This is a genomic window from Serratia proteamaculans (assembly GCF_013337185.1).
In the GTDB taxonomy this organism is placed as follows: domain Bacteria; phylum Pseudomonadota; class Gammaproteobacteria; order Enterobacterales; family Enterobacteriaceae; genus Serratia; species Serratia proteamaculans_D.
This window is the reverse complement of record NZ_SWDE01000003.1, coordinates 442,478-463,114: the sequence shown is the minus strand read 5'-3', so window position 1 is coordinate 463,114 and position 20,637 is coordinate 442,478. Positions and strand designations below refer to the sequence as shown.

Below are 20,637 nucleotides of genomic sequence, written 5' to 3'. Positions count from 1 at the left end.
GTGCCGGTTCATTTAAAGTAGAGGCTGTCCGGCAATTTTCCCACACTGGAATCCCATGACCAAATACAGCCTGCGGGCGCGCATGATGATCCTGATTCTGGCCCCAACGCTGTTGATTGGTCTGTTGCTCAGCACCTTCTTCGTGGTGCATCGCTACAATGAATTACAGGAACAATTGGTTGACGCCGGTGCCAGTATTATCGAACCCCTGGCGGTGGCCAGCGAATACGGCATGACGTTCCGCAGCCGCGAATCGGTCAGGCAATTGGTCAGCCTGTTACATCGTCGCCACTCAGACATCGTCCGTTCCATTACGGTGTTCGACGCGCAGAATAATCTGTTTGTCACCTCCAATTACCATCACAACTTTACCCAGCTGCAGTTGCCGAAAGGGGTGCCCATCCCCACCGATCTGATGCTGACACGGCGTGGCGACTCACTGATCCTGCGCACCCCGATCCTGGCAGAGAGCCAGTATCCGGATCAAACCGCCAGCAGCGATCCTCAGCAGGACAACCGCCTGGGCTATGTGGCGATCGAGCTGGATCTGCAGTCGGTCCGTTTGCAGCAATACAAAGAGGTGTTTGTCTCCACCCTGCTGTTGCTGCTGTGCATGTGTATCGCCATTCTGTTTGCTTACCGCCTGATGCGCGACGTCACCGGCCCGATCCGCAATATGGTGAACACCGTTGACCGCATCCGCCGTGGCCAGCTCGACAGCCGCGTCGAAGGTTTTATGCTCGGCGAACTGCACATGCTGAAGAATGGCATCAACTCGATGGCGATGTCGCTCACCGCCTACCACGAAGAAATGCAGCAAAATATCGATCAGGCGACCTCCGATCTGCGCGAAACGCTGGAGCAAATGGAGATCCAGAACGTCGAGCTGGACCTGGCGAAAAAACGCGCCCAGGAAGCGGCGCGTATCAAATCCGAGTTCCTGGCGAACATGTCGCACGAGCTGCGTACCCCGCTCAACGGCGTGATCGGCTTTACCCGCCAGATGCTGAAAACCGAAATGAGCGTCACCCAGACCGACTATCTGCAAACCATCGAGCGCTCGGCCAATAACCTGCTGACCATCATCAACGACGTGCTGGACTTCTCCAAGCTGGAGGCCGGCAAGCTGGTGCTGGAGCATATTCCATTCTCGCTGCGTGAGACACTGGACGAAGTGATTGTGCTGCTGGCGCCCAGCGCCCATGAGAAAGGGCTGGAGCTGACGCTGGACGTGCATAACGACGTGCCGGAACAGGTGATTGGCGACTCCTTGCGGCTGCAACAGATCATTACCAACCTGCTGGGCAACGCGATTAAATTTACCGAAACCGGCAACATTGATATCCGCGTCGAACTGCGTGGCCAGCAGGATCGCCAGATGGAGCTGGAAGTACAAATCCATGACACCGGCATTGGCATCTCGGAACGGCAGCAGTCGCAGCTGTTCCAGGCCTTCCGTCAGGCGGATGCCAGTATTTCACGCCGTCACGGCGGAACCGGGCTGGGGCTGGTGATCACTCAAAAACTGGTGAAAGAGATGGGGGGCGATATCTGCTTCCACAGCCAGTTGAACCGGGGTTCGACCTTCTGGTTCCATATCACTCTCGACCTGCATGAGGGCATGCTGTCGCTGCCGTCAAACCTGCCGGACCTGCAGGGCAAGACTCTGGGCTATATCGAAGCCAACCCGATGGCGGCGCAGGCAACGCTGAATATGCTGAGCGTCACCCATTTGGTGATCACCCATTCACCAACGCTGGCCCAGTTACCGAAGAAAAATTACGACTTCCTGCTGGTGGGAGTGCCGATCCCGTTCCGCGAGAATATGGCGCAGCACGAAAGCAAGCTGCTGGCAGCGTTGAAGATTGCCGACCGGGTGATTCTGGCGCTGCCCTCTCAGTCACAGATCAATGCCGAGCAGCTTAAACAGCAAGGCGCCGCCGGCTGCCTGATCAAACCGATCACCAGCAACCGTCTGTTCCCGCTGCTGCGTATGGAAACACCGCTGCGCCTCGCCGCCGTGCCGGAACATAAGCGCCTGCCGCTGACGGTGATGGCGGTCGACGATAACCCGGCCAACCTGAAGCTGATTGGCACTCTGCTGGCCGAACAGGTGGAAAAGACCCTGCTATGTGAAAGCGGAGAAGAAGCATTGCTGCTGGCGCGCGACAACGTGCTGGACTTGATCCTGATGGATATTCAGATGCCCAATATTGACGGCATTCGTACCAGCGAGTTGATCCGCCAGCTGCCGCACCACAATTCGACGCCAATCGTCGCCGTCACCGCCCATGCCGTCAGTGGCGAGCGTGAGCATTTGCTGCAGGCCGGGATGGATGACTATCTGGCCAAGCCGATTGACGAAGCGATGCTGACCCGCGTATTGGCGCGTTATTACAGCGGCGAACCGGAGCCGGAAACGGCGGTCAATCAACCGCTGCTGTCGCTCGACTGGCCGTTGGCACTGCGCCAGGCGGCGAACAAACCCGATCTGGCACATGATCTGTTGCAGATGCTGCTCGATTTCCTGCCGCAGGTCAGCGACCGGGTGCAAGCAATACTGGACGGCACGCCGGATGACGGCATTCTCGATTTGATCCACAAACTGCACGGCAGTTGCAGCTACAGCGGCGTACCGCGCCTGAAACAGCTGTGTTTCTACCTTGAACAGCAGTTGCGTCAGGGCGTCAGCAACGATGAGCTGGAGCCGGAATGGCTGGAACTGTTGGATGAGATTGAGCTGGTCAGCCAGGCGGCTCGTACTCATCTGGGCTGATACCGCACGCAATAAAAAGGCACGCCGAAGCGTGCCGTTTTAGCCGGGGCTGATTAATTACTGCATCAGCAGATACAGCGTGGTATCACCGCGCAGGATATTCAGCGCCAATACCGACGGTTTGCTGTCGAGAATTTTACGCAGTTCGCCCAGGTTCTGGATCGGCTGCTGGTTAACCCCAAGGATAAAGTCGCCTTTTTTCAGGCCGATGCGCGCAGCAGCGCTGCCTGCCTTGACGTTATCGACCTTCACGCCTTTCTGAGCGCCAGCCTGACCATTGCTCAGTTCGGCACCTTCAATACCGGTGTAGATATTGCCGGATTCAACCTGAGTCTGAGAACTTTGCTCCAGGGTAACGTCCACGGTGACAGGCTTGCCGTCGCGGATGATCCCCAGCGACATTTTGCTGCCTACCGGCAGAGTACCGATTTCCGCCCGGAAGGATGCAAAGCTGGAGATGGCTTTACCGTTCATGGTAACAATCACGTCACCGGCCTTGATACCCGCCTTGGCGGCAGAAGATTTCGGCATCACCTGGCTGACAAAGGCCCCACGCTGCGCGTCCACTTTCATCGCTTTCGCCAGCTCAGAATTCAGCTCGGTCCCCATAATGCCCAATTCGCCGCGTTTCACCTGGCCATATTCGACCATCTGCGCCGTCAGGTTTTTCACCATGTTGCTCGGAATGGCAAAGCCGATACCGATGTTGCCGCCGTCCGGTGCCAAAATGGCGGTGTTAATGCCGATCAGTTCGCCGTTCAGGTTAACCAACGCGCCGCCGGAGTTACCGCGGTTAATCGCTGCATCGGTCTGGATAAAGTTCTCGTAATTTTCGATATTCAGCCCGCTACGACCCAGCGCAGAAACAATGCCTGAGGTAGCGGTCTCACCCAACCCATACGGGTTACCAATCGCAACGGTGTAATCGCCGACGCGCAGTTGTTCGGAGTCCGCCATCTTGATCGCCGTCAGATTTTTAAAGTCTTTCAGCTGGATCAACGCGATATCGGAACGCGGATCCTTACCGATTACCTTGGCGTCAAATTTACGGCCATCGCTCAGTTGGACCTGAATTTTGTTGGCGTTCTCCACCACGTGGTTGTTGGTCACCACGTAGCCTTTCGCGGCATCAATCACCACCCCGGCACCCAGCGCCTGGAATTTCTGCTGAGTCCCCTGGCCTGGTGCACCCGGCTCACCGCCAGGCCCGCCGCCCTGGCACATCGGCGAAGCCTGGAATGGCGAACCGTCCTGGCAGAACGGCGAGTCTTCACCGAAGAACTGTTGGAACTGCGGTGGCATCTTCGCCGTGTTGACCGTGGTGCTGCCTTCAACATTAATGCTCACCACGGAAGGCATCACTTTTTCCAGCATCGGTGCCAGACTTGGCAATTGCTGAGTGCTGGAAGAAGCGCTTTCTGCGGCGCTGGCCGTCATCGGGCCCATCGCCATACCAATACTGAATGCCAATGCGCTCAGAACTAATGCGGTTTTTTTCATCTGTGTGTCTCTTATAAAAGTCGTTCAGAAAATATTAGGGTCTTTGTGCATAATCAGAACCTATTAATACCGCTAAGTTCCGGCGCAGGTTATTGGTAATAGTAAACAAATATTGTCCGTCTTTACAAAACTCGAAATAGATCCTGCGCCGCCAGGCAAAATGCTTAAAATAATATTTATTAGCTGAATGAATTATTCCGCTGCCATTAATCGTCGGTATTCGTCATAGGCATAAAGGTCGGTCATGCCGCTGATATAATCCTGCAGTAAACGCGCACGGAAATAATACTCGCGGATCGCCAACTGCTCTGATGACAGATGCTGCAGGCCCTCAATCGCTTCGATATAGGCCAACCGATGTTTGGTTGAAAGCTTATGAAACAGACGCGTTTCGATCGGATAGGCACGATGGCTGTCTTCCTGCACCAGCAGGGTAAAGTCCGCCAGCGGCATCGCCAACAGTGGGCTGTATATATCCAGCAGGCCGCTGATAACCCGGTAGCCCTGCAGCTCAAGCTGTTCCACTTCCGGGTGATTGAACACGTGTTTGAATGCGACATTTTTGAAGATTTTCAGCAATTTGTAAGCCGGGCTGGAGTCCTCCAGCAGCGCCTGATTAAAGTTTCCCTGATAGACCGCCTCCAGGTTATCAATAAAACGCTGCGCCGCATGCGGGACCAACCGCGCCACGGTAAATACCCGTAAATACATGAAGAACTGATCTTCACTACTGCGCCGCGCGCCACCGCGATCGATTTTACGAAATGCGCTGGCCACGGTTTTATCAAACAAATCACCCGGCGTAACCTCGCCCCATTCCTGAGTTAAATGCTGGTAAAGCTGCTCGACGGTGAAAATATTTTTTTCCACCGCATCTTCCAAATCGGCCACGCAGTACGAAATATCATCAGCCGCCTCCATAATATAGGTCAATGGGAAGCGGTCGAACTCGCCCATATTCAACTCGCGACGCAGTCGATCGACAAACGCCTCTTCTGCCAGATAAAAGCCCGGTTTTTTCATCAGGTAGTTATGGCTGGCAGGAATAGCGCTGGCCCAATAGGCCGGGCGGGTATATTTCAGGATACAGCCCACCTGCGCGTAGGTCAGGTTAAGCTTCAGCAGCGTGTGCACCAACCGGATAGCCTGGGCATTGCCTTCAAAATGGCTGAGATCCTGACGGATACGGCTACGCAGGCGGTTAAGATCGCTCTCGCCTTCATGCAGCCGCAGTGCACTGACCTGGCAACGATCGTTGCTGGCCGGCTCGCTGCCACAGCTGGCGGGATCGAGGCGCTGGGAAAACCAGTTGTTGATCGCCGACTCGCCAAAGTGCCCGAAAGGCGGGTTGCCGATGTCATGCATCAGGCAGGCCATCTCGACAATGCTCTCAAAGGGATCCAGCAGTTTGGTCAGGCCGAGTTCGTCGACTCGCCCGTCTTGTTTAAAACGATTGAGGATCTCTTTGGCGATATGCCTTCCGACCTGTTGCACCTCCATCGAGTGCGTCAGGCGACTGCGCACCGCGGCATTACGCTCGAGAGGAAACACCTGGGTTTTTTGCTGCAGACGGCGAATGGCGGCGGAATTGACTATGCGTCCGCGATCGCTCTCGAACTGCCGGACAATGTCGTACTCTTCCTCAGCTTCAATTGGCTTGCTGAATGGCCGCTGGAAGCTGATTTTCTGCTTAAAGTCGATCCCGGACATCTGTTTCTCCGCCGTTGCACCCTGCCTCCGTGATAACAATTCCCGGCGGCATATGCAACGGATTATCTCTCTATGAGAGCCATGATAGACTATGGCGAAATTCCCACAGCCAATCAGTGAGTGTTATTTATGAAAGTAGGCATCATCGGCGCAATGGAGCAGGAAGTCACCCTGCTGCGCGATCAAATTGAAAACCGTCAAACCCTTCAACGCGCGGGCTGTGAAATCTACACCGGCCAAATCGGTGGCGTTGACGTGGCGCTGCTCAAATCCGGCATCGGTAAAGTTTCTGCCGCAATGGGCACCACCCTGCTGCTGGAACACTGCAAGCCGGATCTGGTGATCAATACCGGTTCCGCCGGTGGCCTGGCCAGCACGCTGAAGGTAGGCGATATCGTGGTATCTGAAGAAGTGCGCTATCACGATGCCGACGTGACCGCCTTTGGTTACGAGCCAGGCCAGATGGCCGGCTGCCCGGCGGCATTTGTGGCCGACGACGCGCTGATTGCCCTGGCGGAAGACTGTATCAAACAGCTGGGCTTGAACGCGGTGCGCGGTCTGATCTGCAGCGGTGATGCATTCATTAATGGTGCCGAGCCACTGGCACGCATCCGCGCTACCTTCCCAAGCGTGGCAGCGGTGGAAATGGAAGCAGCGGCAGTCGGGCACGTCTGCCACCTGTTCGGTACGCCGTTTGTGGTAGTGCGCGCTATCTCTGACGTTGCCGACAGCGAATCGCACATGAGTTTTGAAGAGTTCCTTACCGTGGCGGCCAAGCAATCTACGCTGATGGTCAACGCCATGCTACAAACCCTGGCTAAGCGCGGTTGATGTGACGCGACGCTTTTCAGCCCTGCTGTGGCTGCTGGCATTAGGGATGGCGCTGCCTGTCGGCGCCGCCCAACGGGTGATCAGCCTGGCACCCAACACCACCGAGCTGGCCTATGCTGCCGGTATGGGCGATACCCTGCTGGCAGTGAGCGCTTATTCCGACTATCCCCCGGCGGCCAAGAAGCTCGAGCAAGTCGCCTCCTGGCAAGGCATCAACCTGGAGCGGGTGCTGGCGCTGAAGCCGGATCTGATCCTGGCCTGGCGCGGCGGCAATCCGCAACGGGTGCTGGATCAGCTCGCCGCTTTTGGTATCCCGATCTTTTATGCCGATGCCACCACCATCGATGACATCGCGCAGCGGCTGGATGACCTGGCGCAATACAGCCCGCATCCTGAACAAGCACACCAGGCAGCGGAGGCGATCCGTCAGCAAATTGCCGCGCTGAAAGCAAAATATCCCCATAGCCAACCGCGACGGGTGTTGCTGCAATTCGGCACCCAGCCGCTGTTCACCAGTTCCGGAGCCACCTTGCAAAGTCAGGTGCTGTCACTGTGTGGCGCTGAGAACATCTTTGCCGACAGCCGCATGCCGTGGCCGCAAATCAGCCGCGAACAGGTACTGGCTCGCCAACCACAGGCCATCGTCATTACCGGTGACCAAAAAGAAATCGCCAGCGTGAAAGCCTTCTGGGCTCCGCAATTAGAAGTGCCGGTACTGGCAGTGAATGGGGACTGGTTCAACCGCGCCGGTCCGCGCATCATGCTGGCGGCGCAGCAACTGTGCAGTCAACTGGCGGAGATTCATTAATGCTGGTGTTTTGGCTGGATATTCTCGGCACTGCGGTTTTCGCCATCTCCGGGGTATTGCTGGCGGGCAAGCTACGGATGGATCCGTTCGGCGTGCTGGTGCTGGGCGTGGTCACGGCGGTCGGCGGCGGTACAATTCGCGATATGGCACTAGCCAACGGGCCGGTATTTTGGGTGAAGGATCCCACCGATCTGGTGGTCGCCATGATCACCTGCGTGCTGACGCTGCTGCTGGTACGCCAGCCGCGCCGCCTGCCCAAGTGGATCTTGCCGGTACTGGACGCCGTTGGGCTGGCGGTATTCGTCGGCATTGGGGTCAATAAAGCCTTCGCTGCCGACGCCAGTCCGCTGGTGGCAATCTGCATGGGAGTGATCACCGGGGTGGGTGGCGGTATTATCCGCGACGTCCTGGCGCGAGAGATTCCGATGATCCTGAGAACCGAAATTTACGCCACCGCCTGCATCATCGGCGGCATTGTGCATGCTACGGCCTATGCGACCTTCGGTATGCCGCTGCAACAGGCAATGATGCTCGGCATGGGCATCACGCTGGCGATCCGCCTGGCGGCCATTCGCTGGCACCTGAAACTTCCCGCCTTTATCCTCGAACGCTAACTCCTCCGCCTGTCTCTACGGGCGGAGTCTTATCTGCCCGTCACATTTCAAAACAGAATTTTCGACTAATTAATGAGCAAAGTGTTATTATCAACGCCTGAAAAGCTCAGGGAAAACAATGTAATAAACTTTTTAACCCCAGGTTAATTATTATCCCACCCTGTTAAATCTTATTAACTTTTTGCCGATAAGCCATTATGTGATTGCTTACGGATGGCTATTCCCCAAATGATGAAAAACATTCTCTTTTTATTCAGTGTAATACTGTTCAGTCCTTTCGTTTACGCCGGTGCCACCAGCGGACAAATCGGTGTCAGCCTGACTATTACCCCAAAGTGCAGCGTGCATATCGATGACTCGGTGCCTCAGGTAAAGTGCGGTGCAACCGATAATCAGCCTAAAGTCACCCGCAGCCGGTTGCTGGCCGAAGGTGAAAACGAGCCTAATCAGGAACTGGTCACCGTGGAATGGTAGCAATAAAAAAACCCGCAAACCGGTGAGGTTGGCGGGTTTAATACTACGGCAGGCAGGATCAGACGCTGAACGAAGACCCGCAGCCGCAGGTGGTTTTGGCGTTCGGGTTGGTCACCACGAAGCGTGAGCCTTCCAGCCCTTCGGTGTAATCGACCGAGCCGCCGACCAGGTATTGCAGGCTCATTGGGTCAACCACCAGCGCAACACCCTGCTTCTCGATGGTCATGTCGCCATCGTTGACCTTATCGTCAAAAGTGAAGCCGTACTGGAATCCGCTGCAGCCGCCACCGGTAATATAAACCCGCAACTTCAGATCCGGATTTTCTTCATCAGCAATCAGGACTTTAACCTTGCTTGCTGCTGCCTCGGTAAATTGCAGGGGCAGTGCTGTTTCATCACTCATACTCTTTACTCCCAACATTGTTCTGCATCAGGCCGCTACAATGGCGACCGGATTAATGTTATTGATTATCTAATACCTGAGTGTTGCGTTCAAGTATTCACCGCATTTGTTGTATCTTCTTTACCTGTTTTATCTGCCGCTTCGCGCGCCTGCCGTGCTTCCTGCCGCTGTAAGGTTCGGGCCAATATGGAGGAATACAACGGCTTACCTCCAAGGAACTGTGCCACCAGGGTAGCGCCCAGGCAGGTAATAATCATTGGCAGTATCAGCTGGTAGTTATCGGTCATTTCCAACACCAGCACGATGCCGGTCAGGGGCGCACGCACCGTGGCAGCAAACAGGGCACCCATGCCGGCAATGGCAAAGGTACCGGCCTCGATGCCGTACGCGGGGAACAAATGGGCACCGGCCAGACCAAAGGCGGTACCAAACAGCGTGCCCAACGCCAGCATTGGCGCAAAAATCCCGCCCGGTGCGCCGGAGCCGAAACATAACAGCGTGGTGATCACCCGGGTAATAAAAATAAACATCAGCATGCCGACGCTATAGTTACCGGCAGCGGCGATCGGGATCAGCCCAAACCCCCCGCCTGCGGCTTCCGGCTGGATCAGCCCCAAAATGCCGCAGATACCGCCGAGCAAACCGCCTATCAGCAAAACCTTGCGCATTTTGCCGCCGTGCAGACGAGCGAACATGTCCTGGGTACGGAAAATCAGCGCGTTGAACATGACCCCCACCGCACCAAAGATCGCCCCGAGCACCAGATACAGCCAAAGGGTATTAATCGGTGCCGAAGAAAGCTTGCCCACCGCAATCACCGACCCTTCACCGTTGAACAGCTGGAACACCACGCTCGACATAATGACGCCGATAAACACCGCTTTAATTGAGATCAGGTTATAGCGGAACTGCGGACGCATCTCTTCAATGATAAACAGAATGCCTGCCAACGGCGCATTAAAGGCGGCGGAAAGGCCGGCTGCCGCACCGGTAGCCAACAACGAATGGCGCGCCTCTGCGCCGCGCAGGCGGAAAATATCCAGCACCATGCGCCCGACGTTGCCGCCCATTTGCACCGTAGGCCCTTCGCGGCCCAGCACCATGCCCGCCCCCAGCGTCCCCATGCCACCGATAAACTTCACCGGGATCACTCGCCACCAGCGCACCGGGCGCAGCTCTTCCAGCGCTCCTTCGATCTCCGGGATACCCGAGCCACCTGCCTCCGGGGCAAAGCGGTGTACCAGGTAGTATCCCAATACTGCCAGTAAGGCGGAAAGAATAAAGGCCAGCGGCCAAACCAGGATCCAATAATCGGCGACCTGTGCCAGCCCGGATAAACGCTGCTGCTGCACCCAATCTACCGCTTTATCGAACGCCACGCCGAGCAAACCCGCCAGGGCTCCCACCACTGCCGCCATGAGCAGGATCACCACCGGCGTTTTATCACGGCGCATAAGCTGACGTACCGCATCACTGCGTTTCAGGCGTGGGGCCCGCGCTAGCGGCGGCTGTTGCTGTAATTCAGTCATAATGGGTTATTCATTAATGGAATTAAATGTAATACAAATAGGTCAGCCGATTATTCTAGCCTACCTGCCAACTGACCGCCCCTCAAAATAGGTATCTGTCTGTGATCGTTTCATATCGACGAACACTTCACTAGAATAGCGCGGTCAAATCATTCAAACAGAATCCAGGAGCCGATTTATGAGCTTACACAGCAAGTCCGAAAGTCTGTATGCCCAGGCAAAACAGGTAATCCCAGGCGGGGTTAACTCTCCGGTGCGTGCATTCAACGGCGTTGGCGGTGTGCCACTGTTTATCGAACGAGCGGACGGGGCTTACCTGTTCGACGTCGACGGCAAAGCCTATATCGACTACGTCGGTTCCTGGGGCCCAATGGTACTGGGGCACAACCACCCGGCGATCCGCGACGCGGTCATTGAAGCGGCACAGCGCGGTCTGAGCTTTGGCGCCCCTACCGAAATGGAAGTCAAAATGGCGGAACTGGTCACCGAACTGGTGCCGACCATGGATATGGTACGCATGGTGAACTCGGGGACCGAAGCCACCATGAGTGCCATTCGCCTGGCGCGCGGCTATACCAACCGCGATAAAATCATCAAGTTTGAGGGCTGCTACCACGGCCACGCCGACTGCCTGCTGGTGAAAGCCGGCTCCGGCGCGCTCACTCTGGGCCAGCCAAACTCGCCGGGCGTACCGGCCGACTTCGCCAAGCACACCCTGACCTGCACCTTTAACGATCTGGACTCGGTACGCACCGCATTCGAGCAGTACCCTTCCGAGATCGCCTGCATCATCGTCGAACCGGTCGCCGGTAACATGAACTGCGTACCACCGCTGCCGGAATTCCTGCCGGGCCTGCGCGCGCTGTGCGACAAGTACGGTGCGTTGCTGATTATCGATGAAGTCATGACCGGCTTCCGCGTGGCGCTGGCCGGAGCACAGGCCTATTACGATGTGGTGCCTGATCTCACCTGCCTGGGTAAAATCATCGGTGGCGGCATGCCTGTCGGCGCGTTTGGCGGCCGTCGTGAAGTGATGGCCGCGCTGGCCCCTACCGGCCCGGTCTATCAGGCGGGCACGCTGTCCGGTAACCCGATTGCGATGGCGGCCGGCTTTGCCTGCCTGACCGAAGTTTCGCAGGTGGGTGTCCACCAGACGCTGACCGAACTGACCGATATGCTGGCCAGCGGCCTGCTGCACGCGGCTAAAGAAGAAAACATCGCACTGGTGGTGAACCACGTTGGCGGTATGTTCGGCCTGTTCTTTACCGATGCGCCGTCAGTCACCAGCTATCAGGACGTGATGCAGTGCGATGTAGAGCGCTTTAAGCGTTTCTTCCATCTGATGCTGGAGGAAGGGGTTTATCTGGCACCTTCGGCCTTCGAGGCCGGCTTTATGTCCATTGCTCACAGCAAAGAAGACATTCAGCGCACTATCGATGCCGCGCGTCGCTGCTTCGCCAAGCTGTAAGTTTTGGCTAGCCAATAAAAACGGGCGCTAAGCGCCCGTTTTTATTTTCAAACTTTGCCGTCAGAGCAAAGTGCCGTAAATCGTCAGCAGCGCCACCACCACCACGATAATCATCGTCACCTTACGTGCCAGGGTTACCGCCGCCCGCGGGGTCTGCACCGGGTCCATATGGGGGTCACGTGCCAGTGAGAACTGCGCCAGTCGCGTCAGCACCTGATACTGCGAAGAATGGAGATCGCCTAGCGACGCAAACCATGCCGGCAGCGCTCTCTCACCATGTCCAAACAGGGCATAAGCCACACCGGCCAGACGCACCGGGATCCAGTCCAGCCAGTTCAACAGATGATCGATACCCGACTGCGAACGCTCCAGCGGGGTATTATGGCGCGCCAACCAGGTCTGGTAAGCACGCAGGAAAGAGTAGCCTGCCAGCGCGATCGGCCCGTAAGGCCCACAGACCACGAACCAGAACAGCGGTGCCAGATAATAACGAAAGTTAATCCACAGCAACGCATTTTGCAATTCACGCAGGCGCAGCTCTTCACTGCAATCCACCGGCAAACCGTGGATCAGTGCCAGTTCCTCCGCCATCTGGTCGCTGGCATGAACATCCCCCTGCCGCGCCGCTTTCAGATAGGCACGATAGTGTTTGCGCTTGATGCCCGCACCCACACACAGCAAATCAATAACGATCCACAGCAACAGCGTCACTACGCCGAAAAACAGCCCTTGAGCCAGCCACAGAATGCCCCCAACCACCACCATCCAGGCCAGGGTCATCAGCAACGTCTGCGCCAGCGAGAACCGGTGTAACCGATGAAAAACCACCTCCAGGCGATGGTCCAACTGCCAATGCTCACCCAGCTTGAACAAACGTTCCCACGCCAGAACCAGTAACAGCGTAAACAGCGTCATTAGCGACTCCTCTCCCTTTCCATTGTTCCAAGCATAGCGTCATCGGGCTTGCCGGGTTGTTCCAGAGATGCCAGATTAAACCCCGACCAAATATCTACCCTGGATCGGATTAATGCCAGATTAGCGGCGCAACCACCGCGCTGCGGTGGTACAGATTGTTAACAAGCCTCATTCCGTTACAGAACGTGTAGAGATCGAAAAACAAATAACCAGAAAAATCAATTTATTGATTTTTGGCTGATCACCACAAAGCAGGAAAAACCACGTTTTTTCCTGCTTTGTCAGCAATCGAAACCACCGCGCTGCAGTGGTACTTATCATGGCAACAGAGTAGCATGTTCCCCCTACGATCTTACCGTCCATTTCGGAGTTTTCTATGCCGACACGCCGCTACAGTGCTGACAGTCGCCGCACCGAGCTTCTTGAACGAATTGAAAGCGATATCCCCTATGCCGTTGCCCAGGCGCTGCGTGAAGACCTGGGTGGTGAAGTCAATGCCGAACGCGATATTACCGCGCAATTATTACCGGCCGACACCCAAGCCGAAGCCACCATTATTACCCGCGAGCCCGGCATCTTCTGCGGCCAGCGCTGGCTGAATGAAGTCTTCATTCAACTGGGTAACCAGGTGAAAGTGGAATGGCAGGTGGAAGACGGCGATAGCCTGGTTCCAGACCAGCCACTCTGCAAACTGACCGGCCCGGCGCGGATATTGTTGACCGGTGAGCGCACCGCACTGAATTTTGTCCAGATGCTTTCCGGCGTAGCGACCGAAGTCAGCCGCTACGTGGCGCTGTTACAGGGCACGCAAACCCGCCTGCTGGACACCCGCAAGACCCTGCCAGGGCTGCGCACCGCGCTGAAATATGCCGTGCTGTGCGGCGGCGGCAGTAACCATCGTCTGGGGCTTTCCGATGCCTTCCTGATCAAGGAAAATCACATCATTGCCTCCGGCTCAATTAAAAAGGCGGTCGAGAAGGCATTCTGGCTGCATGCCGACGTGCCGGTCGAGGTGGAAGTCGAATCGCTGGACGAACTGCAGCAGGCATTGGATGCCGGTGCCGACATCATCATGCTGGATAATTTCAGCGTTGAGATGATGCGTAGCGCCGTGGCGCAAACTCAGGGGCGTGCCCAACTGGAAGTTTCAGGTAACGTGACCAGTGAAACCCTGCGCACCTTCGCCGAAACCGGCGTGGACTACATCTCTGTTGGTGCCCTGACCAAACACGTGACCGCGCTCGATCTGTCAATGCGCTTTAAATAAACTCCGTCATCCCTGCCTCCCTGTCTATCAGGGAGGTATTTTCTCGTCAGAATTGCGAAGCCCGCCCCATCCTTTTTCCTTCTGTTGCAATGCTGATAAATTGCTGTGGAACTGCGCCCCAAAACAGCCATAACCCGCTCGAAGCCCACGCCCTGTACGCTTACCTTTGCTTCCACATTCACACGGAGGCAACAACAGATGGAAACACAGCGCGGTTTTACCCTGATTGAACTGATGGTGGTGATCGCCATTATCGCCATCCTGAGCGCCATAGGCATTCCCGCCTACCAGCGCTATATCCAAAAAGCAGCGATGACCGACATGCTGCAAACCATGACACCGTACAAGCTGGCCGTTGAGCTATGCGTGCTCGACAGCGGTGCGCCCACTGGCTGTAATGCCGGCAGCAAAGGTATCCCTGCCGGTGACGCCTCACGTTACGTCAGCGCGGTTCAGGTAGACCAAGGGGTGATCTCATTGACCGGTACGCAAACGCTGCAAGGGCTGACGGTCGCTCTGACCCCGACCCAAAACGCCAGCGGACTGACACGCTGGACACGTCAGTGCACCAGCAGCAACGCCAATCTGCAGGAAACCTGTCAGGAAGTTTTCCGTTTTGACACTACCGCCACGGCGCCAACGCCATGAGTACGGCAATCAGCGACGAAATCCATGCATTGTGCCGGCGTTACCAGGCGCTGGCGCTCAGCGAAGATCAGTACTGCCTGAATGTGGCTCTGACAGCGGAGGCGCCACAGGCGCTGCTGTCGGCGCTGCGTTTCGCCACCGGCAAGCGTATTCATCTGGAACAGTGGCCGGCAGCCCGGCTGGAAATGGAACTGAACCAACGGCAAATACAAGGCGATCGACTCCCGCAAGCAGCGCCGGAGACACAGCCTGACGCGGCCTCGTTAAACGACGACAGTGACGCCCCCGTTGTGCAGTTTATCAATCAGACGCTGCGTATCGCCATTCAACGGCGTGCCTCGGATATTCATTTCGAGCCTTACCAACAGACGCTGCGTATCCGGCTACGTATCGATGGGGTACTGCAGGCGATAACCTCACCGCCGTTCACGCTCGCCGCCCGTCTCACCGCCCGACTGAAGATCATGGGGCAATTGGACATTGCTGAACGTCGCCTACCGCAGGATGGCCAGCTCAGCGTGCAATTGGATAACGCCAGTTACTCAATGCGCATCGCCACTCTGCCCACACTGCACGGCGAAAAAGTGGTGCTGCGAGTCCTGCAAACCGAACGCCAGGAGCTGCCGCTGGATCGGCTGGGAATGGATCCGGCGGCATTGGCGGAGTTTGCCGCGGCATTATCCTGCCCACAGGGTATGATCCTGGTCACCGGCCCGACCGGTAGCGGTAAAACCGTCACCCTGTACAGCGGCCTGCGCCAGTTGAATGATGCGCAAAGTAATTTATGCAGCGTAGAGGATCCGATCGAGATCCCGCTGTTCGGCGTTAACCAGACGCAAATTAATGCCAAAACCGATCTGGATTTTTCCCGCGTTTTACGCGCCTTGCTGCGACAAGATCCGGACGTGATCATGATCGGTGAAATCCGCGACAGGGAAACGGCAGAGATAGCGGTTAAAGCCGCGCAAACCGGTCATCTGGTGTTGTCCACATTACACACCAACTCCACCAGCGAAACCCTGACGCGCCTGACCCATATGGGTATTCCCGGCTATCTGATTGCCGCCTGCCTGAAGCTGGTGATCGCCCAGCGGCTGGTGCGCAAACTTTGCAGCCACTGCCGCTATCAGCAAAGCCAAGCGGTTCGGTTCCCCGCCGCAATTTGGGCTATACCCTTGTTGCCCTGGCAAGCCGACGGCTGCGAGCACTGCTTTGGCGGCTACTACGGCCGCATTGGGGTGTATGAATTGCTCACGATCACCCCAGAGGTGCAGGCCGGTCTGTTACAGGGCGCAGCTCCTGGTCAACTGGCGGACATCGCCCAACAGCAAGGGCAGACAACGCTGCTGCAAGCCGGGTTAACACTGGTTTCGCAAGGTATCACCTCGCTGGAAGAGGTGTATCGCATTGTCGGTATCATTGCCAGTGAGGAGGCACCGTGAAAGCGCTGCGCCTTTTCCTCTGGCAGGCGGTTGATCCACAGGGCCAACTGCGCGAGGGCGAGCTGATGAGCAGCGAAAAAAATTTGGTCAGCCACTGGCTGATTGAACAAGGGCTACAGCCCTGCCAGATTAACCGCGGGAAACGTATTGCTCCCAGTCAGTGGCGCGGGGAACCCTTAATCGAGTTCACCCGTCAACTTGCCACCTTGCTGCAGGCCGGGCTGCCGCTGGTCAGCGGGTTGGAATTGCTGGCGACAGAACACCCGTCTACCGCCTGGCGCTGCCTGCTGCGAGACATCAGCGAACAGGTGCGACAAGGCCAACCCTTTTCCGAGGTTATCGCCGGACAACATGCCATCTTTCCTCTGATCTACCGCCAGTTGATCGCCATTGGGGAACTGACTGGTCACCTGGATGAGTGCTGTCGACAACTGGCCCAACAACAGGAAGCGCAGCAAAAATTGCAAAAGAAAGTGGTTAAGGCGCTGCGTTATCCCTTGTTTATCTGCGCAGTCGCGCTGTTGGTGAGCATTCTGATGTTGGTGATGGTGCTGCCGGAATTTGCCGGCGTCTATCAGTCCTTCAATGCGCCACTACCCTGGTTTACTCAGGGGCTGCTTAATCTTTCCAACGGGTTAATCCACAGCGGCCCCTGGCTGGCGCTGGCTCTGGGCTGCACGATATTGGCTTATTTTCGAAGACTGCATCCGCAGCCACACTGGCGCAGACGCGAACAGGCAGTATTACTGCGCCTGCCGTTGATTGCCCAGCTGATCAAAGGCGGTTGCCTGAGCCAAATATTCCGCATTCTGGCCATGACCCAACAGGCCGGGCTCACGCTGGTGGAAGGATTGAACGCCGCAGCGCTGTCGGTGGACAACCTGTTTTACCGCCAGGCGATGGAGAAAGTGCAGCAACAAATAGCGCAGGGCCAGACTTTCCACAGCGCGTTGGGGGAGCAGGCACTTTTCCCCGCGCTTTGTCAGCAGTTAGTCCGGGTGGGCGAAGAATCAGGTTCGTTAGATACGCTATTGGGCAAACTGGCGCTGTGGCATGAACAGCAAACTTTTGAGTTGGCTGATACGCTGGCGCAAACGCTGGAACCGATCTTGATGCTGGTGGTGGGCGGGATCGTCGGCACGCTGGTGATCGCCATGTATTTGCCGATATTCCAGTTGGGGAATGTTTTGGGATAACGCTGGAGAACCCTGGGCACAGCATCAATAAGCTGCACCCGAGGTTTGGTCAGGCTAAATCAGTTACTGCCGAACACGCGGTTTTCCTGCTCCGCTACGCGGATGAAGGTGGTGCGTTTAGTCAGCTCTTTCAAACGCTCTGCACCGACATAAGTACAGGCGGAGCGCAGGCCACCCAGGATGTCACGGACGGTAAACTCAACCTCGCCACGCAATGGCAGTTTGACGGTTTTGCCTTCAGCCGCACGGTACTGGGCAACACCACCGACGTGGCGTTTCATCGCCGACTCGGAACTCATACCGTAGAACAGCATGAATTTCTCGCCGTTTTCTTCCACTACGGTGCCTTCACACTCGTCATGACCGGCCAGCATGCCACCCAACATGACAAAATCTGCGCCGCCACCAAAGGCTTTCGCTACATCACCCGGCACCGAACAACCGCCATCACTGACGATCTGACCGCCAAGGCCGTGTGCCGCATCGGCGCACTCGATCACCGCAGACAGCTGCGGGTAACCTACGCCGGTTTTCACTCGAGTGGTGCAGACTGACCCAGGACCAATACCCACTTTGACGATATCGGCACCGGACAGGATCAACTCTTCTACCATTTCACCAGTGACTACGTTACCGGCACAGATTACGTGGTTCGGACAGGCTTCACGCGCTTTCTGCAAGAAGGCGACAAAATGCTCTGAGTAACCGTTGGCGACGTCGATGCAGATAAACTTCAACCCCGGCGACAGGGCCAGAATTTGCTGCATCTTCACAAAATCAGCTTCTGAAGTGCCGGTTGAGACCATAACGTGGCGCAGCACCGATGCCGGTACGCGCTGCACAAATGCGGCCCATTGTTCAAGGGTGTAGTGTTTGTGTACGGCGGTGAGTACGTCGAAGGAAGCCAGGGCCTCTGCCATGCTGAAGGTACCGACCGAGTCCATGTTGGCGGCGATAATCGGCACGCCGGACCAGCTCAAGCCAGAATGTTTGAAGGTAAACTGGCGCTCCAGTTCAACTTCTGAACGGCTTTTCAGCGTGGAGCGCTTAGGGCGAATCAGCACATCTTTAAAGCCTAACTTCAAATCTTCTTCAATACGCATGACTTATGATTTCCTGGTTTATGGCGACGGATCGCAGGGTTGTGATCGAACGTTGTTTGTGCCAGTTCCAGTGACGCTATCATACTCGCTAAAAATCGCCGGACAAGACTGCGAATTCTCCTTTATTTACGCTACAATCCGACAAATTTACCTGCGAATGCGCAGTGTGACCGCCCGCTCATTTTCTCTTTCCGACTGCGTTTTTTATCACCGGACAGCGCAAGCTGCCAGACAAGCGCTGCCTGCTGACTTGCACTTCTGCGCGATCGCTTTATGATTCGTCTATTATTTTTTTATGAACATCAGGTGTATTCCCTACCATGGCCTACATTGTTGCGTTGACAGGGGGTATCGGCAGCGGTAAGTCGACCGTGGCAGACGCCTTTGCCCGCCATGGCGTGACTGTGGTCGATGCAGACGTTATCGCCCGGCAAGTTGTCGAGCCTGGCACCCCAGCGTTGGCGGCTATCGCCAAACGTTTTGGTAATGAAATGTTGCAGCCTGATGGCACGTTAAACCGCGCCGCACTCCGTCAGCGTATCTTCAGTAACGCTGATGAAAAGAGCTGGCTGAACCAACTGCTGCACCCGCTGATTCATCAGGAAACCCAACGCCAACTGGCGCAAGTGACCAGTCCTTATGCACTGTGGGTGGTTCCCTTGTTGGTTGAAAACAACCTGCAGGCACGCGCCGATCGCGTCCTGGTGGTCGACGTTGACGGTGAAACTCAGTTGGCCAGAACCATCGCCCGCGACGGCATCAGCCGTCAGCAGGCACAGAACATACTGTCCGCGCAGGTCACGCGTGAGCAGCGCCTGGCCGCTGCAGATGACATAATTGATAATAGCGGCACCGCTCAGGGGATAGAGCCATTGGTTGCCGCACTGCATCGCCGTTACCTTGAGCTGGCGGCATCAGCGACCCGACAGGATGAAACTGAATGAGTGATGTTTCCCCAAGCGTTCTTTTTGAACACCCGTTGAATGAAAAAATGCGCACCTGGTTGCGTATGGAGTTTTTACTGCAGCAATTGCACGGCCAGCGGGCATTGAGCGAAACCGCCATCGCCCTGACCTTCTTCCGTACCGTCGCCGATCTGCTCGACGTGCTGGAACGCGGCGAAGTGCGCACAGAGTTACTGAAAGAGCTGGAACGGCAACAGCAAAAGCTGTTGGCCTGGGCCGATGTGCCAGGTGTCGATATGTCGCTGGTAGATCAGTTGCGTAGCCAGTTGAAACAGCGCGGGTCAGCATTGATGTCTGCTCCGCGTCTTGGCCAGTCGCTGCGTGAAGATCGGCTGATCAGCCTGGTGCGTCAACGCCTGAGCATCCCCGGCGGGTGTTGCAGTTTTGACTTGCCGACGCTGCACATGTGGATGCATGCGCCCCAGCAAGAACGGGATGATGACGTAGCCAAATGGCAGCAAACGCTGGAGCCATTGAACCAGGCGCTGACCATGGTGCTGGACCTGATCCGCCAGTCCGGGCAGTTTCGCAATCAGATCAGTTTGAACGGTTTCTTCCAGGATAACGCAGAAGGCGCCGATCTGTTGCGCTTGCGCATCAATCTGGCACACCAACTTTATCCGCAGATTTCCGGCCATAAGACGCGCTATGCGATCCGCTTCCTGCCGCTGGACAGTGAGCTTGGCGTGGTGCCGGAACGATTAACCTTTGAGTTGGCCTGTTGCTAACCCAATGACATAAAAACCTTTCACCTGTTGGAAGGGAGTAAGGAACAGATATGACGACCGTAGTGAAATGCCCAACCTGTGGCAAAGGTGTAGTTTGGGGTGAAGTGAGCCCGTTCCGTCCGTTTTGCAGCAAACGCTGTCAGTTAATCGATTTGGGCGAGTGGGCCGATGAAGAGAAGCGCATTCCCAGCAACAGCGATCTGTCGGAAAGCGAAGAATGGAGTGAAGAGGACGATCGCTGATCTCCTCTGTAGCCCGGC

The 20,637-nt window shown here is 56.3% G+C and carries 19 protein-coding genes; 13 read left to right on the top strand and 6 right to left on the bottom strand.

From position 1 onward, the window contains the following. The first annotated feature begins 55 nt into the window (after window positions 1–55). A complete protein-coding gene (gene barA, locus FCL49_RS15705; protein ID WP_174354284.1) occupies window positions 56–2,776 on the top strand; it encodes a two-component sensor histidine kinase BarA in 2,721 nt (906 codons plus the stop codon). Between the two features lie 57 nt (window positions 2,777–2,833). Here barA and degP read toward each other — a convergent pair whose 3' ends face one another. Both degP and dgt read right to left on the bottom strand, forming a co-directional pair. Beyond that, window positions 2,834–4,276 (bottom strand): serine endoprotease DegP, encoded by a 1,443-nt coding sequence (gene degP / locus FCL49_RS15700; protein ID WP_174354283.1) that lies wholly within the window; start codon window positions 4,274–4,276, stop codon window positions 2,834–2,836. Window positions 4,277–4,468: 192 nt separating this feature from the next. Further along, window positions 4,469–5,986, bottom strand: a complete 1,518-nt coding sequence (dgt, locus tag FCL49_RS15695; protein WP_174354282.1) for a dGTPase — start codon at window positions 5,984–5,986, stop codon at window positions 4,469–4,471. 129 nt (window positions 5,987–6,115) lie between these two features. Between dgt and mtnN the strand changes: the two genes are divergently transcribed. From mtnN to FCL49_RS15675, 4 genes are all read left to right on the top strand, one after another. Further along, the gene (mtnN, locus tag FCL49_RS15690) at window positions 6,116–6,817 is read left to right on the top strand and encodes a 5'-methylthioadenosine/S-adenosylhomocysteine nucleosidase (RefSeq protein WP_153858022.1); all 702 of its coding nucleotides are present in this window, start codon (window positions 6,116–6,118) and stop codon (window positions 6,815–6,817) included. A 46-nt stretch (window positions 6,818–6,863) separates the two neighbouring features. Next, the gene (btuF, locus tag FCL49_RS15685; protein WP_254611091.1) at window positions 6,864–7,625 is read left to right on the top strand and encodes a vitamin B12 ABC transporter substrate-binding protein BtuF; all 762 of its coding nucleotides are present in this window, start codon (window positions 6,864–6,866) and stop codon (window positions 7,623–7,625) included. Further along, window positions 7,625–8,239 carry a TRIC cation channel family protein gene (locus FCL49_RS15680; RefSeq protein ID WP_012005233.1) on the top strand — a complete coding sequence of 205 codons (615 nt, stop codon included), beginning with the start codon at window positions 7,625–7,627 and terminating at the stop codon, window positions 8,237–8,239. Before btuF ends, FCL49_RS15680 begins: the two co-directional genes overlap by 1 nt. A gap of 228 nt (window positions 8,240–8,467) precedes the next feature. Then, window positions 8,468–8,713, top strand: coding sequence for a hypothetical protein (locus tag FCL49_RS15675; protein ID WP_174354280.1), 246 nt, complete (start codon window positions 8,468–8,470; stop codon window positions 8,711–8,713). A gap of 58 nt (window positions 8,714–8,771) precedes the next feature. Here the strand turns inward: FCL49_RS15675 and erpA are convergent, their stop codons facing one another. Continuing rightward, window positions 8,772–9,116: an iron-sulfur cluster insertion protein ErpA gene (gene erpA / locus FCL49_RS15670; protein WP_012005231.1), complete on the bottom strand. Its 345-nt coding sequence runs from the start codon at window positions 9,114–9,116 to the stop codon at window positions 8,772–8,774. Between the two features lie 89 nt (window positions 9,117–9,205). Beyond that, complete coding sequence (clcA, locus tag FCL49_RS15665) at window positions 9,206–10,645, bottom strand: H(+)/Cl(-) exchange transporter ClcA (protein ID WP_174354279.1); 1,440 nt, start codon at window positions 10,643–10,645, stop codon at window positions 9,206–9,208. A gap of 178 nt (window positions 10,646–10,823) precedes the next feature. On the opposite strand from clcA, the gene hemL reads away from it, so the two are divergent. Beyond that, window positions 10,824–12,113 carry a glutamate-1-semialdehyde 2,1-aminomutase gene (gene hemL / locus FCL49_RS15660; protein ID WP_174354278.1) on the top strand — a complete coding sequence of 430 codons (1,290 nt, stop codon included), beginning with the start codon at window positions 10,824–10,826 and terminating at the stop codon, window positions 12,111–12,113. A gap of 60 nt (window positions 12,114–12,173) precedes the next feature. Here hemL and ampE read toward each other — a convergent pair whose 3' ends face one another. Next, the gene (ampE, locus tag FCL49_RS15655) at window positions 12,174–13,028 is read right to left on the bottom strand and encodes a beta-lactamase regulator AmpE (RefSeq protein ID WP_085120245.1); all 855 of its coding nucleotides are present in this window, start codon (window positions 13,026–13,028) and stop codon (window positions 12,174–12,176) included. Between the two features lie 376 nt (window positions 13,029–13,404). Between ampE and nadC the strand changes: the two genes are divergently transcribed. The 4 genes from nadC to hofC all read left to right on the top strand — a co-directional run bounded on the left by nadC (window position 13,405) and on the right by hofC (window position 17,581). Beyond that, a complete protein-coding gene (gene nadC, locus FCL49_RS15650; protein ID WP_174354277.1) occupies window positions 13,405–14,295 on the top strand; it encodes a carboxylating nicotinate-nucleotide diphosphorylase in 891 nt (296 codons plus the stop codon). A 198-nt stretch (window positions 14,296–14,493) separates the two neighbouring features. Beyond that, window positions 14,494–14,943, top strand: coding sequence for a prepilin peptidase-dependent pilin (gene ppdD / locus FCL49_RS15645; RefSeq protein WP_174354276.1), 450 nt, complete (start codon window positions 14,494–14,496; stop codon window positions 14,941–14,943). After that, window positions 14,940–16,385, top strand: a complete 1,446-nt coding sequence (gene gspE / locus FCL49_RS15640; RefSeq protein ID WP_174354275.1) for a type II secretion system protein GspE — start codon at window positions 14,940–14,942, stop codon at window positions 16,383–16,385. The genes ppdD and gspE overlap by 4 nt, the downstream gene beginning before the upstream one ends. After that, a complete protein-coding gene (gene hofC / locus FCL49_RS15635; RefSeq protein ID WP_174354274.1) occupies window positions 16,382–17,581 on the top strand; it encodes a protein transport protein HofC in 1,200 nt (399 codons plus the stop codon). Before gspE ends, hofC begins: the two co-directional genes overlap by 4 nt. A gap of 59 nt (window positions 17,582–17,640) precedes the next feature. Here hofC and FCL49_RS15630 read toward each other — a convergent pair whose 3' ends face one another. Beyond that, a complete protein-coding gene (locus FCL49_RS15630; RefSeq protein ID WP_012005223.1) occupies window positions 17,641–18,684 on the bottom strand; it encodes a GMP reductase in 1,044 nt (347 codons plus the stop codon). Between the two features lie 320 nt (window positions 18,685–19,004). Between FCL49_RS15630 and coaE the strand changes: the two genes are divergently transcribed. From coaE to yacG, 3 genes are read left to right on the top strand one after another with little or no spacing between them, the layout of a single operon-like run. Then, window positions 19,005–19,628 carry a dephospho-CoA kinase gene (gene coaE, locus FCL49_RS15625; RefSeq protein WP_174354273.1) on the top strand — a complete coding sequence of 208 codons (624 nt, stop codon included), beginning with the start codon at window positions 19,005–19,007 and terminating at the stop codon, window positions 19,626–19,628. Beyond that, a complete protein-coding gene (zapD, locus tag FCL49_RS15620; RefSeq protein WP_174354272.1) occupies window positions 19,625–20,377 on the top strand; it encodes a cell division protein ZapD in 753 nt (250 codons plus the stop codon). The genes coaE and zapD overlap by 4 nt, the downstream gene beginning before the upstream one ends. Window positions 20,378–20,427: 50 nt before the next feature. Further along, window positions 20,428–20,619 (top strand): DNA gyrase inhibitor YacG, encoded by a 192-nt coding sequence (gene yacG, locus FCL49_RS15615; RefSeq protein ID WP_013811502.1) that lies wholly within the window; start codon window positions 20,428–20,430, stop codon window positions 20,617–20,619. The last annotated feature ends 18 nt before the right edge of the window (window positions 20,620–20,637 follow it).